General features: G+C 73.9%; 11 protein-coding genes. 3 read left to right on the plus strand and 8 right to left on the minus strand.

Annotation, left to right across the window (positions count from 1 at the left end):
* Positions 1–124: 124 nt before the first annotated feature.
* Both QSK22_RS21300 and QSK22_RS21305 read left to right on the plus strand, forming a co-directional pair.
* Positions 125–565, plus strand: a complete 441-nt coding sequence (locus QSK22_RS21300; protein WP_285496030.1) for a hypothetical protein — start codon at positions 125–127, stop codon at positions 563–565.
* A gap of 521 nt (positions 566–1,086) precedes the next feature.
* The gene (locus tag QSK22_RS21305) at positions 1,087–2,526 is read left to right on the plus strand and encodes a xylulokinase (RefSeq protein ID WP_285496031.1); all 1,440 of its coding nucleotides are present in this window, start codon (positions 1,087–1,089) and stop codon (positions 2,524–2,526) included.
* A 21-nt stretch (positions 2,527–2,547) separates the two neighbouring features.
* Here the strand turns inward: QSK22_RS21305 and QSK22_RS21310 are convergent, their stop codons facing one another.
* Both QSK22_RS21310 and QSK22_RS21315 read right to left on the minus strand, forming a co-directional pair.
* A complete protein-coding gene (locus tag QSK22_RS21310; RefSeq protein WP_285496033.1) occupies positions 2,548–2,964 on the minus strand; it encodes a hypothetical protein in 417 nt (138 codons plus the stop codon).
* Entirely contained in the window at positions 2,961–3,530 is a 570-nt protein-coding gene (locus tag QSK22_RS21315; protein WP_285496034.1) for an SAM-dependent methyltransferase, read from the minus strand. Before QSK22_RS21315 ends, QSK22_RS21310 begins: the two co-directional genes overlap by 4 nt.
* On the opposite strand from QSK22_RS21315, the gene QSK22_RS21320 reads away from it, so the two are divergent.
* Positions 3,529–4,221: a cytochrome P450 gene (locus tag QSK22_RS21320; RefSeq protein ID WP_285496035.1), complete on the plus strand. Its 693-nt coding sequence runs from the start codon at positions 3,529–3,531 to the stop codon at positions 4,219–4,221. The genes QSK22_RS21315 and QSK22_RS21320 overlap by 2 nt on opposite strands.
* A 13-nt stretch (positions 4,222–4,234) precedes the next feature.
* Here QSK22_RS21320 and QSK22_RS21325 read toward each other — a convergent pair whose 3' ends face one another.
* The 6 genes from QSK22_RS21325 to eccCa all read right to left on the minus strand — a co-directional run bounded on the left by QSK22_RS21325 (position 4,235) and on the right by eccCa (position 14,130).
* On the minus strand, positions 4,235–4,585 hold the full coding sequence (locus QSK22_RS21325) for a YchJ family protein (RefSeq protein WP_502872347.1): 351 nt from the start codon (positions 4,583–4,585) through the stop codon (positions 4,235–4,237).
* An 86-nt stretch (positions 4,586–4,671) separates the two neighbouring features.
* Entirely contained in the window at positions 4,672–5,844 is a 1,173-nt protein-coding gene (locus QSK22_RS21330) for an MDR family MFS transporter (protein ID WP_285496037.1), read from the minus strand.
* A 349-nt stretch (positions 5,845–6,193) separates the two neighbouring features.
* The gene (locus tag QSK22_RS21335) at positions 6,194–8,008 is read right to left on the minus strand and encodes an ABC transporter permease subunit (protein ID WP_285496038.1); all 1,815 of its coding nucleotides are present in this window, start codon (positions 8,006–8,008) and stop codon (positions 6,194–6,196) included.
* Positions 8,009–8,028: 20 nt separating this feature from the next.
* Positions 8,029–9,519, minus strand: a complete 1,491-nt coding sequence (locus QSK22_RS21340) for an ABC transporter substrate-binding protein (RefSeq protein ID WP_285496039.1) — start codon at positions 9,517–9,519, stop codon at positions 8,029–8,031.
* A 16-nt stretch (positions 9,520–9,535) separates the two neighbouring features.
* Positions 9,536–10,054, minus strand: a complete 519-nt coding sequence (locus QSK22_RS21345) for a GNAT family N-acetyltransferase (protein ID WP_285496040.1) — start codon at positions 10,052–10,054, stop codon at positions 9,536–9,538.
* A gap of 53 nt (positions 10,055–10,107) precedes the next feature.
* On the minus strand, positions 10,108–14,130 hold the full coding sequence (gene eccCa / locus QSK22_RS21350) for a type VII secretion protein EccCa (RefSeq protein ID WP_285496041.1): 4,023 nt from the start codon (positions 14,128–14,130) through the stop codon (positions 10,108–10,110).
* Positions 14,131–14,132: the final 2 nt, after the last annotated feature.

Below are 14,132 nucleotides of genomic sequence, written 5' to 3' on the forward strand. Positions count from 1 at the left end.
TGTCCGGTGTCCACTCACCGACACCGGACAACTTTCAGCCGTTACAACCGATCTCAGAAGGGCCGGCCACACCAACCCGGAGGGATATCCGGTCATCGACAAAACCAGCAAAAGGAGAAAATTCATGAAGCTGTCCACCACCGCCCGCATCGTGGCGGGCACGGCACTGGGCATCGGCCTGGTGGCCCTCGCCCCGCCGACCGACGCCCACGCGAGCACCGTCTCTGCCGCGTCCCAGGCGGGCGCGTCCTCCGCCGCCACGCTCGGGCAGATGTGCTGGCAGGGCCGCCCGGTTTCGATCAGGGGCGCCCGCATGGAGTACTACGAGTGCCGGCGGGACATACGGGGCACGCAGCAGACCTCCATCGCCATCCGGGTCAAGGACACCCGTCGCGACGGCAAGTGCGCCGTGGCGCGCGGAGCGATCGGCTACACGTGGAACAAGCGCTCCGTCCGCACCCGGGTGCGGGTCGTCAGCTGCACCGCGGGCCACTGGTCGGCCTGGCGTAGAAGCGGCTGGTGGAACGGCAACCAGGGCTACGAGTACGTCTACCTCCGCCGCTGACGGCCACGGTGGCTGACTGCCTCTCCTCCACCTGACGCACGGGTTCCCCTCCACCCCCGGCGGAGGGGAACCCGTGGCGTCGCGACCACATCGTCGTAGGGTGGGCGACCGGCGCGTCACGGCGGCAGCGGCGAACGCGCTCATCGCCACGGCCGCCGTGACCGCAGCCTGCAAGCCGGCAGTGAGGGCGAAGCGACGTGAACACGCCAGGGCACGCACACGCGACCACGTTCCACAGCCCCCCGCCCACGGTGATCTCGCCCGCCCAGCCCGACGACGACGGCACCCACCTGCCCCAGCACACCCGCGCGCTCCTCACTGCAAACACCGCGGCCCAGCGCAAAAGCAAGAAGCGAAGGCTAAGCGACATGAACACACCAAGGCACGCACACGCGACCACGTTCCACAGCCCCCCGCCCACGGTGATCTCGCCCGCCCTGTCCGACGAGGACGGCGCCCGCTTGGCCCGGCACGCCCGTGGGTTCGTCGGGTCGGGCTCGGCGGGACCGCGGGGCTGAGCCGTGGGTGTTCCCGTCCTGGTCGGAATCGACCTCGGCACGAGCGGCGTCAAGGTGGTGGCGCTCGGATTGGACGGCGTGGTCCACACCGAGGCGGCCCGCGAGTACCCCGTGCACAGCCCCGCCCCAGGGCAGGCGGAAACGCCCCCCGAGAAGTGGTGGGAAGCGGTCGTCGCGGCGCTGGGGGAGGCCCTGCCGTCTGGGGCGCTGGAGGTCGCCGGGGTGGGGCTCGACGGGCAGATGCACGGCCTGGTGCTCGCCGACGAGGACGGTTTCCCCGTACGGCCCGCGCTGCTGTGGGCCGATTCTCGCGCCACGTCCGAGGTGTCCGCGTGGGAGGAGCTGCCGGAACCGCTCCGGCACAGGCTCGCCAACCCTCTCTCCCCTGGCATGGCGGGGCCGCTGCTGCTGTGGGTGCTGCGCAACGAGCCCGCCGCCTACGAGCGGGCACGCGCGGCCCTGCTCCCCAAGGATTGGTTGCGTCACCGCCTCACCGGCGGGGAGTTCGCCACGGACCCGTCCGACGCCTCCGCCACGCTGCTGTGGGACGTCCCCGGCGACGGTTGGGCGGAGGACGTCGTCACGGGGGTCGGCCTGGACGCCGCGTTGCTGCCGCCCGTACGTCCCTCCGGCGCACGGGCCGGTGCGCTGGCGGGGGGCAGGCTCTCGGGGGTGGATGCGGGTGTCCCCGTGGCGGTCGGTGCGGCGGACACGGCGGCGGCTCTGCTGGCCACCGGGCTCACCGACCCGCAGGACCTGCAGATCTCCGTGGGGACGGGTGCACAGATCGTTCGTCCCGTGCGCGACCCCGTCGTCACCCCGCACCCGCGTACACACCTGTACCGCTCCGCAGCAGAAGACAACCGGTGGTACGCGATGGCGGCCGTGCAGAACGCGGGGCTCGCCCTGGGGTGGGCACGGCGCGTGCTGGGCCTGAGCTGGGAGGAGCTGTACGCGGCGGCGGACGGCCCCCCGGGCGCGGGCGGGGTGACGTTCGTTCCCTACCTGACCGGTGAACGTTCCCCCGTGCTCAACGCCGAGGCCCGCGGCGCCTGGCTGGGCTTGGACCTCGCCAGCGACCGCGCGTCCCTGGCCCAGGCCGCCGTCGAAGGGGTGGCGTTCGCGATCCGGCACGCCCTGGAGGCGCTGCCGTCAGCGCCTTTGGAATGCGCACGCCTCGTCGGGGGCGGGATCGCCGCCACCGGCTTTCGCACGCTGCTCGCCGACGTGTTGGGCATCCCCCTGCGTCCCGTAGGGATGCGCAGCGCGTCGGCCGTGGGAGCGGCCATGCTCGCCGCGCCGGCCGCGGGGCTTCCCCTGCCCCCGCCGTCGGTCACCACCGACGCCATCGTCGCGCCCACCGGCCGCGCCGGGCGGTACGAGGGCCCGTACCAGCGGTACCTGGCCCTCGCCGAAAGCCTGGCGGGCGTGCGCTCCCCCTGAGCCGCGGCCCCGCGGGGCTCGTCACAGGAACACTGACGTTGAGTCCTTGGCGCGAAGCTGCGCCGTTCCGTCGGTGGCCATACTGATGACGGCTCCGACGCTCGCCGCCGTCTTCCTCTGCCACCCCACGAAAGTCCCGATGGGCTTTGCCGTCACCGGGCTGCTGTAGAGCTTCCCATTGCACGAGGCGGGCACCTTCCCGGCGGCGACCCTCCGCGGCAGCTTGTCCCCCGTCTGCGCGACGGCGACGCTGAGGGTGTTCCCCTTGGTGCAGCTGTACGTCACCTTCACCGCCACATCACGCCCGCCCTTCAGCACCGTGGCCCCGTCGACCCGGACGACGTCGTGCGTGATGGTGTCGGCGGCCGCCACCGGCGCGGTGACCAGCAGCGCTGCCGCAGTGGCGCCGAGCGCGTACCCCCGTTGCCTCGCCTTCATGGGTGCCCTCCACTTCCGTCGTGCACGCGGCCCGTGCCCATGGCCCGTGCCCATGGCCTGGTGTGTGCATGGCACATGTGCGCAGTCCATGCGCGTGGCGTCATGCGCGCGGCTCTGTTTCCCACGCTTGCGGAAGGGCTGCGGTTTCCCAACCAAGCCCGCGCCAATATTTGCGCTGCGCGGCGCAAGACGGTTCGGCGGCGTATCAGGGGAGGTAGGCCACGCCGCCGTACATGGAGACCTTGTCGACGGGCGGGCGCGCCTCCGGCGCGTCCTCGGGACGCCACTCGACGATCGAGGTGATGCCGGGCGGCAGCAGCTCCCAACCCGGTGAAGAAGCGGGCGAACTCGTCCCGGGAGCGCATCCGGAACGGTACTCCGCTGCGTTCGTTGGCCACGATGGCCTCGGCGTACTGCTCGGGCGTCAGATTGTCGCCGGTCGCGTGCGTGATCACGACGTGACTGCCGGGCGGAAGCGGCTCCAGCAGCCGGGCGAGGATGCCGTAGGGGTCATCGTCATCGGTCAGGAAGTGCAGCATCGCGACGAGCATCAGCGCCACGATCATGTACCGGGACGAGGAGGCCACCGACCTGCCGCCGGAGGCGCTGCAGGCCATCGGCGCGCTCGTCGGCTACTACACCGAGCTGACGGCCGAGCGCGCCCGCGAACGCCGTGACGACCTGCTGTCGGGCCTGCTGGACGCCGCCGAGGGCGACGACCGGCTCACCCCCGAGGAGATCGTCGGGGTGCTGATCCTGCTGGTCGGCGCGGGCATCGAGACCACGATGCTGCTGCTCGGCAACGCCTGGCATGCCGCCTGGAAGCACCCGGACGAACGCGCCCGCACCTTCGCCGGACGCGTCGAGGACTGGATCGAGGAGACCCTGCGCTGGGACCCGCCCACGCAGGCGCTGGCCCGCACCACCACCGAGGACGTCGAACCGCACGGCGTGAAGATCCCGGCGGACTCGCGCGTCCTGCTGCTGGTGGGGTCGGCCAACCGCGACCCGCAGGTGTTCTCCGACCCCGACCGCTTCGACCTCGACCGGGACACCGGGCCGTCCCTGGCGTTCGGCAGCGGCCGCCACCACTGCCTGGACGCCAACCTGGGCCGCCTGGAGGCCCGCATCGCCCTGGGCGAGCTGGTCGGCGCCATCGCCGACTACGAGATCGACGCCGTCGCCGTCAAGCGCGTCCACTCCTCCAACGACCGCGGTTTCGCGTCCCTGCCCACCCGCATCACGGCCCGCCGCTGAACCACGGCTCGGGCTAGAGCACCTTGCCCCGGACGTAGACCCAGGCGTCGTCGTGCCGGACGAACCTGCTGACCTCGTGCAGTTCACCCGGCTGCCCGCCCTGCGTGTAGTGGGCGCGGAACTCCACCGTGCCCTTGAGATCGGACGGCCCGCCGTCGGCGACACGCACAATCTCTAGGCGCCGCCAGTGAATGCCGGGGTCGAGCTCCAGATGCGGGGGCCGCGTCGCGGGATGCCAGCTCCTGAGCAGGTAGTCCGTCTCCCCTACGGCGAAGGCGCTGTAACGGGACCGCATGAGCTGCTCTGCCGTCTCGGCCTGCGCGGCGCCCCCGTGCAGCCGTCCGCAACACTGCGCGTACGGCACCGACGTCCCACACGGACACGCCCGACGTTTCCCCATGCCCCCATTCTGGGGCCGGACGACGAACCGCACGGAAAGGGGTGCGGCCCTTATGCGCGCCGGGGCCGGGGCAGCAGCACCATGGACGCCACAGGGACCGCCGCAAGGACGAGCCAGGGCACAGCCGGGGGGAGCCCCGAATCGAGCAGTGAGCCCGTGGCCGCGCTGCCGACGAGCACGATGAGCCCGGAGATGGACGACATCGCGCCCGTGTACAGGCCGAGACGACCGTCCTCGGCCAGATCGGGCACCCACGCCCGCGCGGCAGGGGCGACCATCATCTGCCCCAGGGTGAGCAGGACGACGAACCCCGCGGCGGGTACGAGCCCACCCGCACCGGTCCACCCGGCCGGGCGGGCCGCCGCCACCACCGCGAACCCCGCCGAGATGGCCAGCAGGCCCGCGGCCATGGAGCGGCGCAGGTCCAGCCGGTCCGCCGCCCACCGCGTCACCGGCAGTTGCGCCACGACGACCAGCAGGGACGACAGCGCGAACAGCCACGCCAGGGGAGCCTGCGAACCCGCGGCCCGTTCCACCTCCTCGGGCAGGGCGAGGTACAGCTGGTTGTACGCCAGCAGGTAGGCGCCGTAGGCGCCGCACACGGCCAGGAAGCGGCGGTTGCGCAGCATCGGCAGCACGCCGCCAAGGCGTGTCCTGGCGCGGCCGGGGATGTGCTGGGGCAGCAGCCAGAGATGCCCGGCGAGCACCACAACGAACACGCCCGCCCCGGTGAGGCAGGCCGCGCGGAAGTCCACGGCCAGCAGCAGCGCGCCCAGCAGCGGCCCCACGAACGCCCCCGCCTGGCTCGCCACGGTGAAAAGCGCCAGCACGTTCGCCCGTGGGCCGCCACCCGCCTCCTCCCAGCACACCGCTTGCCGGGCGATCTCCGACTCCACCGCGGGGGAGAACAGCGCGGCGGCGAACCCGATCAGTAGGACGGCCCCGACCACCGCCCAGACGGCCTGCGCGTACCCGAGCCAGGCGAATCCGGCGATCCGTAGCGTGCAGCCCACGAGCACGACCGGTCGCACCCCGAACCGGTCGACGAGCGCGCCGCCGACGACGAACAGGCCCTGCTGGCTGAACGTCCGCAGCCCCAGCACCAGCCCGACCAGCCACCCCGCCAGGCCGACGGTGCCGCCGAGGTGCTCGGCCAGGAACGGCAGAACAGCGAAGAACCCCACATTGAAGGCGAACTGCGTGAGGATCAGCAGACGCGGCAACGCAGGCAGACTCCGCCACGTCCCCACCCGCCGAACCCCACCACGAGCCCGCCTCCCAGCAGCGGCAAGAGGCCGGATCACGTAACCTCCTCGAAGACCGCAGGCGCTCTCCAAGACGCCACCGACAGCCGCGACAACGCGAGCAGCCTCCACCCCCTCCGCACCCGCCGAACCCCGCTGCGAGGCCGTCTCGCGGCCACAACCAGGGCGCGGATCCCGCGCCGTCCCCCGGAGACAGCGACCGCCCCCCAAAACGCCAACAGGCACAGCAACACCGACCAACCCCGCCACACCCACACCGGCCGAAACCCGCCACGGAACCATCTCGCGGCCGCGGGCAAGGGGCGGATCACGTGGCGTCCCCGGAGAGCACGGTGGGCGCGGTTGTCTGCGCGGCGTTGTGCGGTCGGCGGCGTCGCCACGGGTGGCGCACTCCGCCGACCGCCGTCACCGCGAATGCGCCTAGCAGCGCCAGGGCGCCCGCTGGGGCCAGGACGGCCCAGGGGGCGCGTTCGGCGTACGGCTGGTTCTCGGCGAGCAGGAGGCCCCATTCCGGGGACGGCGGTTGCGTGCCCAGTCCGAGAAAGCCCAACGCCGCCAGAGCCAGGGCGATGCCCGGCAGCCGCAACAGGGCGTGCCGCACGACCGGGGGCAGGATCGCGGGCAGCAGTTCGTACCGCAGCAGGTACCAGCGTCCCGCCCCAAGCGCGCGTGTCGCGGTCAGGTGCGTGGTGGCGCGTTCCTGCCGGAGCAGAGCGGACGTGTGCGCGGCCAACGGCGACCAGGCGACCGCTGCCACGGCGAGGGCAGGCGTCCACGGGGTGCCGCCCGCGATCCCGGCGGCGAGCAGCCCGGCCAGTACGGGCGGTACGGCGTTGACCGTGTCCACCAGGGGGCCGGACAGCCGGGGCAGCAGGCCCAGCAGCACCCCCGCCACCAGGGCGACGGCGCTCACGGCGCAGGCGACGGCGAGCGTGCGGAACGCCCCGTGCCCCACGCGCGCCAGCACGTCCCGTCCCAGCGCGTCGGTGCCGAACGGGTGGGCGAGCGAAGGCGCCTGGAGCCGGGCGGAGGTGTCCACCGCCAGAGGGTCGTGCAGGAGCCCCAGCCCGATGACGCCGAGCAGCAGCCCCCCGCACACCCACGGCAGCACCCGGGGCGCGGTCGGCGCCGGACGGTGCAACGACTGGAGCGCCCTATCGCGCAGGGCGCGGCCCAGCAGCAGCCGTGCCGCTAGCCGGGCGCCCCCTCCGGCGGTGGCGGCGAGCAGGATGAGGGCGAGCGTTCCGGTCTGCAGGACGGGCAGGTCCTGGGCGATCGCCGCGTCGAGGGTGAGCCGTCCCAGGCCGGGGATGTCGAAGACCTGTTCCACGGCGACCGAGCCGCCGGTCAGGCCTACGGCGAAGACCCCCAGGTTCGGCAGCACACCGGGCACGGCCCGCCGCACCGCCTGCCGTGCGATGCTCCGCCCCGGCAGGCCGCGGGCGGCGGCGGCCAGCGCCCACGGTTCGCCGAACGCGCCGGGGAGGAGGTCGTCCAGCATGCGTCCCAGCACCGCGCCCGTGGGCAGGCCCAGGGCGAGCGCGGGCAGCACCATCCACCGGGGCCCGTACCAGCCGAGCGCGGGCAGCCAGCCGAGCTGCACACCGACCACGGTGGCCAGCACGGAGGCGGTCAGGAACTCCGGCAGGGCCGCCAGCACCGCCGCCCCGCCTCCGGCCCGCCGCCCGACGGGCCGTTGCCGCGTCCCAAGCCACAGCGTGCGCGCGCACACCGCCGCCACCGTCAGCGCCGCGACGACCAGTGCCCCGGCCATCAGCAGCAGGGAAACGCCCAAACCCTGCGCAACGGCGGGCAGCACTTCGGTCCCCGACACCCACGACGTGCCCGCGTCCCCGTGCAGCAGCCCGCCGAGCCACCGGCCGAGCAGCCGCAACGGCCCCGCGTCCAACCCGAGTTCGTCCCGGATCGCCTGCAGCACCTCGGGCGTGGGGTCCCGTTCGGCCGAACGCGCCTTCAGGACGGTCAGCGCAGGGTCGGTGCGCGACAGCCAGGGCAGCAGGCCGATCCCGCACAGCAGCACGGCGACGAGCGCCCCCCGCCAGAGCAGAACCGGCCCGTTGCTCCTGGCGAAACCCTTGGCAGCACCCGCCGCGGCTTGCATGCTTCCCCCGCCGCGCCCGCTCAGCGCCGTGTTCCGGGGCCGACCAGCAGCCGCTCGAACGGGTCCAGCACCGCTCCCCGCACCGCAGACCCCACCCCGGTGATGATCTTCTGGTGGACGAGCGGGACGACCGCGTCCGTGCCCAGCACCGCCGCCTCCGCCGCCATGACCGCGTCCCGCCGTTCGTCCGTGCCGGCGGCGGACGCGGCGCGCGCCACGGCCTGGTCCACCTTCTCGTCGCACAGCCGCGCCAGGTTGTAGCCGCCGTCGCAGGTGAAGTCGCCGGCCAGGACGGACGCCGGGTCGCCGGTGTCGAGCATCATGTTGCGGGCCGCGACGACCGCGTCGAACTTCCCGGCCAGGGCGTCGCTCTCCAGCCGCGAGTAGTCCCGGACGACCAGGTTCACCTTGAAGCCCGCCCGCTGCAGCCGCTGCTGCAGCACCTGGGCGACCTCGGGCAGCTCGGGCCGGTTGTCGTAGGTGGCCAGCGTGATGGCCGCGCCGCCGGGGTCGCCGGGCCGCGCCCGCCCGGACGGCTGCACGCGCCGGTCCGCCGCCCAGGTCAGCGCGGGCCCGAACAGCCCGTCACCGGGATCGGCGTGCCCCTCGTACACGTCCTCGGCCAGCGCAGAGGTGTCGATCGCCGCGCGGGCGGCGGCGCGCCGCGCCGGGTCGCCGAACACCTTCGACCGGGTGTTGAGGTACAGCGCGGTGAGGCGGGGCGTGGCCGTCTCCCGGGCGGTGCCCTTGTCCAGCGACGACGCCTGCGCGACGGGGACCGCCTCGGCGATGTCCGTCTCGCCCGCGCGCACGGCGTTGGCGCGTGCGGTGCCGTCCGGAACGAACCGGGCGTCGATGCCGGAAGCGTGGGCGCGTCCGCCCCAGTAGCCGTCGAAACGTTCCAACGTCGCGCCGCCCGTGCCGCTGACCTTCGCCAGCCGGAACGGGCCGGTGGCCGTGCCGATCGGATTCACCCGGCCGCCCGCGTACGCCTTCGCCGAGAACACCGCCAGGCTCGGGTTGGACAGCCGCAGCGGCAGCACCGGGTCGGGTTCGGCGGTGCTGACCCGCACCTGCCACCCCTCGGCCGCCTGCGCCGTCAGCGTGACACCCGCCAGCGCGGCCGGAACCGGCTTGGCCTGCGCCGCGCGGTTGAGGGAGGCGGCGACGGCGGCCGGGGTGACCTCGGTGCCGTCCTGAAACGTGGCCTCCCGCAACGTGAACAGCCAGCTGCGGCCGTCGCGCTCGCTGTGCCAGGACTCGGCCAGCGCGGGCACGGCGGTGCCGTTGGCGTCCAACCGGGTCAGCCCTTCGGCGACGCCGAGCCGGGCCAGGGTGACGCCGTCCTGGCCGTAGGGCGAGAAGTTCTGCGTGGGCGGGAACGCGAGCGTGACGCGCAGCCGCGCGCCGCCCCCGGAATCCGGCGAGCCCCCGCCGGACTGGGCGAAGCAGCCGGACAGCAGCGGGACGAGCAGCACACCGGGCACCAGTCGGCGACACAGCGAGAGCATGGTTCCTTCCACAGGTCTACCGGCCGGGCATGGGGATCTCGAAGTGGACGATGCCCTGCCCGCCGTCCGGCTCCTCGGCCCGCTCGTCGCACACGACGGTGCCCAGCGACCGCCAGAAACTCTCCGCGCCCGGCACGGACGGGTCGGTGTGCAGGTAGACCGCGGCGTAACCGCCGTCGGCCGCCGCGAACTCCAGCAGCCGGCCGACCAGCCGCCGGGCCAGGCCGCGCCGCCGGTGCTCCGGGCGCACGTACACCCGCCGCAACTGCGCCGTCTTCCCGGACGGGAACCGCGCGGCCACGCGCAACGGATTCGGCGGGGCCTCAGGCCCGCGCGAGTCCAACGCGGCCGTGGCGACCACGTCGTCGCGCTCGTCCACCGCCACCAGCAGGGTGTGCCGGGGAGACGCCAGGTAGGCGCCCTCCGGGTCGATGATGTCGCGGTGCCAGCGCGGCACGTAGCCCGTGCCGAAGTCGCGGTACACGGTGTCGAGCATCACCGACCGCGCCCCGTCGAGATCGTCCGCCCGCGCCATCCTTATGCGATATGAGTGCACCTGCGAATCATATGCAACAAGCCCCTAGGGGATCACCGCCCGCCCTCCCGCTCGGGCACCGGAACGCGGCCCGTCGGCTGCGGCGTGTCGGGTTGCGCCTCGGCCACGGCGGTCTGGATCAGCCGCGGCGTGCCGCCCCGCTGGATCCAGAACCCCCTGCCGGGCGGCTGCGGAGCCGGATACAGCGGCGGGAACAGCTGCCCCTCGGACCGGTCGCCCGACATCAGCAGCGCCGCCGCGCCCGTCTCCCGGACGGCCAGCAGCAACGGCTCGTACAACCCCCGCGCGGCCCCCGCCACCCGCCGCGCCACCACGAAGTGCAGCCCGATGTCGCGTCCGCTCGGCACGAACGGCACGAACGGTTCGAGCGGCTGCTGCCCGGCCGTCGTGAGCAGGTCGTAGTCGTCGACGAGCACGACCACCCGCGGCCCGCCGCTCCAGCGCCCCTCGGCCGAATCGGAGTCGGGCATCCGGGCCTCCAGCTCCTTGGCGACGCCCACGGACAGCCCCGCGGCCAGCCGCGCGCTGCCCGCGTAGCCGCCCAGATACGGCTCCGGCACCACCTCGCGCAGGCCGCGCCGCGGATCCATCACCGCGAACACGACCTCCTCCGGCGAGTACCGGCTGACCAGCCCCTCGGCGACGAGCCGCAGCAGGTTCGTCTTGCCGCACCCGCCGTCCCCCAGCACGATCAGGTTCTGGTCCTGGTCGAACAGGTCGAGCCCGACCGGTTCGAGCGCCCGCTCGTCCACGCCGAGCGGCACCGCGTCCGGCATCCGGGCCGGGCCGGGCAGCGCGGCGGCGGGCAGCCGGTGGGGCAGCACCCGCACCGGCGGCGCGGCCGGGCCGGTCCAGGACGCGCGGATCGCACGCGCCGCCGCCTCCACCACGCCGCCGAGGTCGTCGGTGTCGGGCACGCCGTCGAACCGCGGCAGCGCGACATGCCCGAACAGCCTGCCGTCGGTGAGGGCCCGCCCCGGCAGGTCCGCGGCGATGGTCTCGGCGAGCTTGCGGTCGATCGCCGAGTCGGCCGGGTCGTTCAGCCGCAGCTCGACCCGCTGCCCGAAGTTCGACTGCATGGCGATGCGCACGTCGTTCCAGCGCAGCATCCCGGCCACGACGTGGATGCCGTAGCCGCTGCCGCGCTGCAGCAGGTCCGACACCAGCTCGTCGATCTCCTCGAAGTCGTCGCGCAGCGCCCCGAACCCGTCGATGACCAGGACGACGTCGGCGCACGGCAGCTCGGGCACCTGCCCGGCGGCGTGCAGCCGCCGCAGCCCGGCGACCGAGTCGATGCCGTGCAGCCGGAAGACCTCCTGGCGGTGGTCGAGCATGCCCAGCACCTCCTCGACCGTGCGGCGCACCCGCTCCCGGTCGGCGCGCCCGGCGACGCCGCCGACGTTCGGCAGCCCCGCCAGCGCCTGCAGACCGCCGCCCACCAGGTCGACCCCGTACACCGCCACCTGGGCGGGGGAGTGGGTCAGCGCCAGCGACAGCACCAGCGTGCGCAGCAGCGTCGTCTTGCCCGTCTGCGGCCCGCCGATGATCGCGATGTGGCCGCCCGCGGCCGTCAGGTCGAGGTCCCAGCGGCCCTGCCACTGCCGGCGCGGATCGTCCAGCAGCCCGACCGGCACCCGCAGCGGCTCGACCGGCGCGGACACGCGCATGCCGTCACCGGTGACCCCCACCGGGCCGGTGACGGCGTCCAGCGTGACCGCCGCGGGCAGCGGCGGCAGCCAGATGGTCTGGACGCGCTCGCCCGTCAACTGGCCCACCAGCACGTCCAGCAGCGTGGGCCCGGCCGTCCGCTCCGGCAGCCGCCCCTCCTCGCCGGCGGACACGTCCGGCGCGTCGGCGGCCGCGTTGTACACGGTGTACGGGCGCACCGGCGCCGGCCCCGCGTCCTTGGGCTCCTCCACCACCGGCCCCCGGTACGGCCCCGACACGTACCCGCCCTTGAACCGCTGGTAGAGGCTGGTGTCGACCTTGAGGTACCCGAACCCCGGCAGCGCGGGCAGATGGAAGGCGTCCGGCGTGTCCAGGACGGTGCGGGACTCCTCCTCCGAGAACGTGCGCAGCCCGATCCGGTACGACAGGTACGTGTCCAGGCCGCGCAGCTTGCCGCCCTCGACGCGCTGGCTCGACAGCAGCAGGTGCACGCCGATGCTGCGCCCGATCCGCCCGATCGACAGGAACAGCTCGATGAAGTCGGGCCGCGCCGTCAGCAGCTCCCCGAACTCGTCGATGATCACCAGCAGGTGGGGCAGCGGCGGCAGGTCGGGCCGGTGGTGGGCGCGCTGGTAGTTGTAGTCGCCGATGTTGGCGATGTTGCCGGCGTCCCGCAGCACCTGCTGCCTGCGCTGCACCTCCCCCGACAGGCTGGCGTAGGCGCGCTCGATCAGCCCGGCGTCGTCCTCCAGGTTGGTGATGACCCCCGCCACGTGCGGCAGCCTCTCGAACGGCGCGAACGTGGCCCCGCCCTTGTAGTCCACCAGCACCATGGACACCTGGTCGGGCGGATGCGACAGCGCCAGCGACAGCACCAGCGTCCGCAGCAGCTCGCTCTTGCCCGACCCGGTGGCGCCCACGCACAGCCCGTGCGGCCCCATGCCGAGCTGCGCGGCCTCCTTCAAATCGAGGATGACCGGCCGCCCCGCGTCGTCCACCCCGATCGGCACCCGCAGGAACGCCCGCTCACTGCGCGGCGCCCACAGTTTCGCCAGGGCCAGCCGTTCGGGCTCGTCCACGCCCAGCAGCCTGGTGACGTCCAGCGTCCCGCCCTGCGACGCCGACTCCTCCTCCACCGACTCCCGCGACAGCCGCAGCGGCGCCAGCATCCGCGCCAGCCCCAGGACGGTCGGCGCGGGCACCCGGTCGAGCGTCCCCTCCGCAACGGCCGGAACGTCGCCGCGCAGATCCTCCACCCGCACCCGCTCGCCGTCCACGGTGATGCGCACGCCCACGTCACCGGGCTCTTGCGTGCGGTCCGCCACCAGGTGGATCACCGTCGCCGCCAGGCCCGCCGGGCCGATCGTCTCGTCCGGCCTGACCAGGTCGGCGGCCACGCCCCCGTACAGGTCGTGCACCACCACCAGCCGCCGCAGCAGCCGGTACGCCTCCCGATGGCCCAGGCCGCGCCGCACCTCGGTGGCGAAGTCCGTCCGTTCTTTCAGCTCGTCCGCCAGCAGCGCGCTCAGCGCACGGGGAGTCGGCGCGACCAGACGCAGCGGCGCCCCGCCGTCCCTGCGCCTCGGATCCAGGACGTGCGGCAGCCACTTCACCCAGTCCCAGTCACCGATCCGATCCGCGTCGGCGGCCACCGCGAACGCGACGTCCTCCGGCGCATGGAACGCGGCGAGCTGCGCCAGCAGCGCCCGCATCACCGCCAGCACGTCGTCCCGGGACCCGATGACGCTGACGTTGCCCGCCATGTCCAGGGGCACCGTCAGCGGCATGTCGGGGGCGGTGCCGAACCGGCGCACCGCCCCCCGGGCCTCCGCCAGCATGAACGGATCGCTCGGCGCCAGCGCCGTGCCGCGCTCGCCCAGCTTCAGCTTCGCCCCCGGCATCGTCCCGGTGCCGATGCGCACCCGCAGGAAGTCCGGGTCGCGCCGCCGCCGCTCCCACAGCCGCGCCGGGTCCCGCACGACGTCGTACAGCGCCTCCGGCGGCGGATCCAGCAGCCGCGCCCGCGCCCGCGCCTCCCGCTCGGTCCGGCCCAGCTCCTCGCGCAGCTCCTCCAGATACTCCAGGTACCGTTCCCGCTGGTTGCGCCGCTGCCGGGTGACCTGCCCCCGCCGGGAGAGCAGCAGCACCGCCCCCACCAGCACCGCCACGACGAGCATCACCGCCCCGAGCGCGATGAACGCCGGATTGCGCAGGACGGTCATCACCGTCAGCGATCCCATCATCCCGACGATCGGCAGGATGGCGAACACCTGACCGCCCACCCCGCCGGCCTCGGGCAAGGTCGGCGGCGCCTCCACCTCCCGTGTCTCCTGCGCCGCCAGCGGCTGCACGGTCCGCGCGGGCCGATGGACGATCCGGACCGTCACGA

Origin of the sequence: Actinomadura sp. NBRC 104425 (genome assembly GCF_030269545.1) — a bacterium.
GTDB lineage: Bacteria > Actinomycetota > Actinomycetes > Streptosporangiales > Streptosporangiaceae > Spirillospora > Spirillospora keratinilytica.

What these genes read in the sequence shown, in the direction of transcription:
- QSK22_RS21300 (WP_285496030.1), top strand. Translation starts at nt 125, where the DNA reads ATGAAGCTGTCCACCACCGCCCGCATCGTGGCGGGCACGGCACTGGGC.
- QSK22_RS21310 (WP_285496033.1), bottom strand. Translation starts at nt 2,964, where the DNA reads ATGAAGGCGAGGCAACGGGGGTACGCGCTCGGCGCCACTGCGGCAGCG.
- QSK22_RS21320 (WP_285496035.1), top strand. Translation starts at nt 3,529, where the DNA reads ATGTACCGGGACGAGGAGGCCACCGACCTGCCGCCGGAGGCGCTGCAG.
- QSK22_RS21315 (WP_285496034.1), bottom strand. Translation starts at nt 3,530, where the DNA reads ATGATCGTGGCGCTGATGCTCGTCGCGATGCTGCACTTCCTGACCGAT.
- QSK22_RS21335 (WP_285496038.1), bottom strand. Translation starts at nt 8,008, where the DNA reads ATGCAAGCCGCGGCGGGTGCTGCCAAGGGTTTCGCCAGGAGCAACGGG.
- QSK22_RS21340 (WP_285496039.1), bottom strand. Translation starts at nt 9,519, where the DNA reads ATGCTCTCGCTGTGTCGCCGACTGGTGCCCGGTGTGCTGCTCGTCCCG.
- QSK22_RS21345 (WP_285496040.1), bottom strand. Translation starts at nt 10,054, where the DNA reads ATGGCGCGGGCGGACGATCTCGACGGGGCGCGGTCGGTGATGCTCGAC.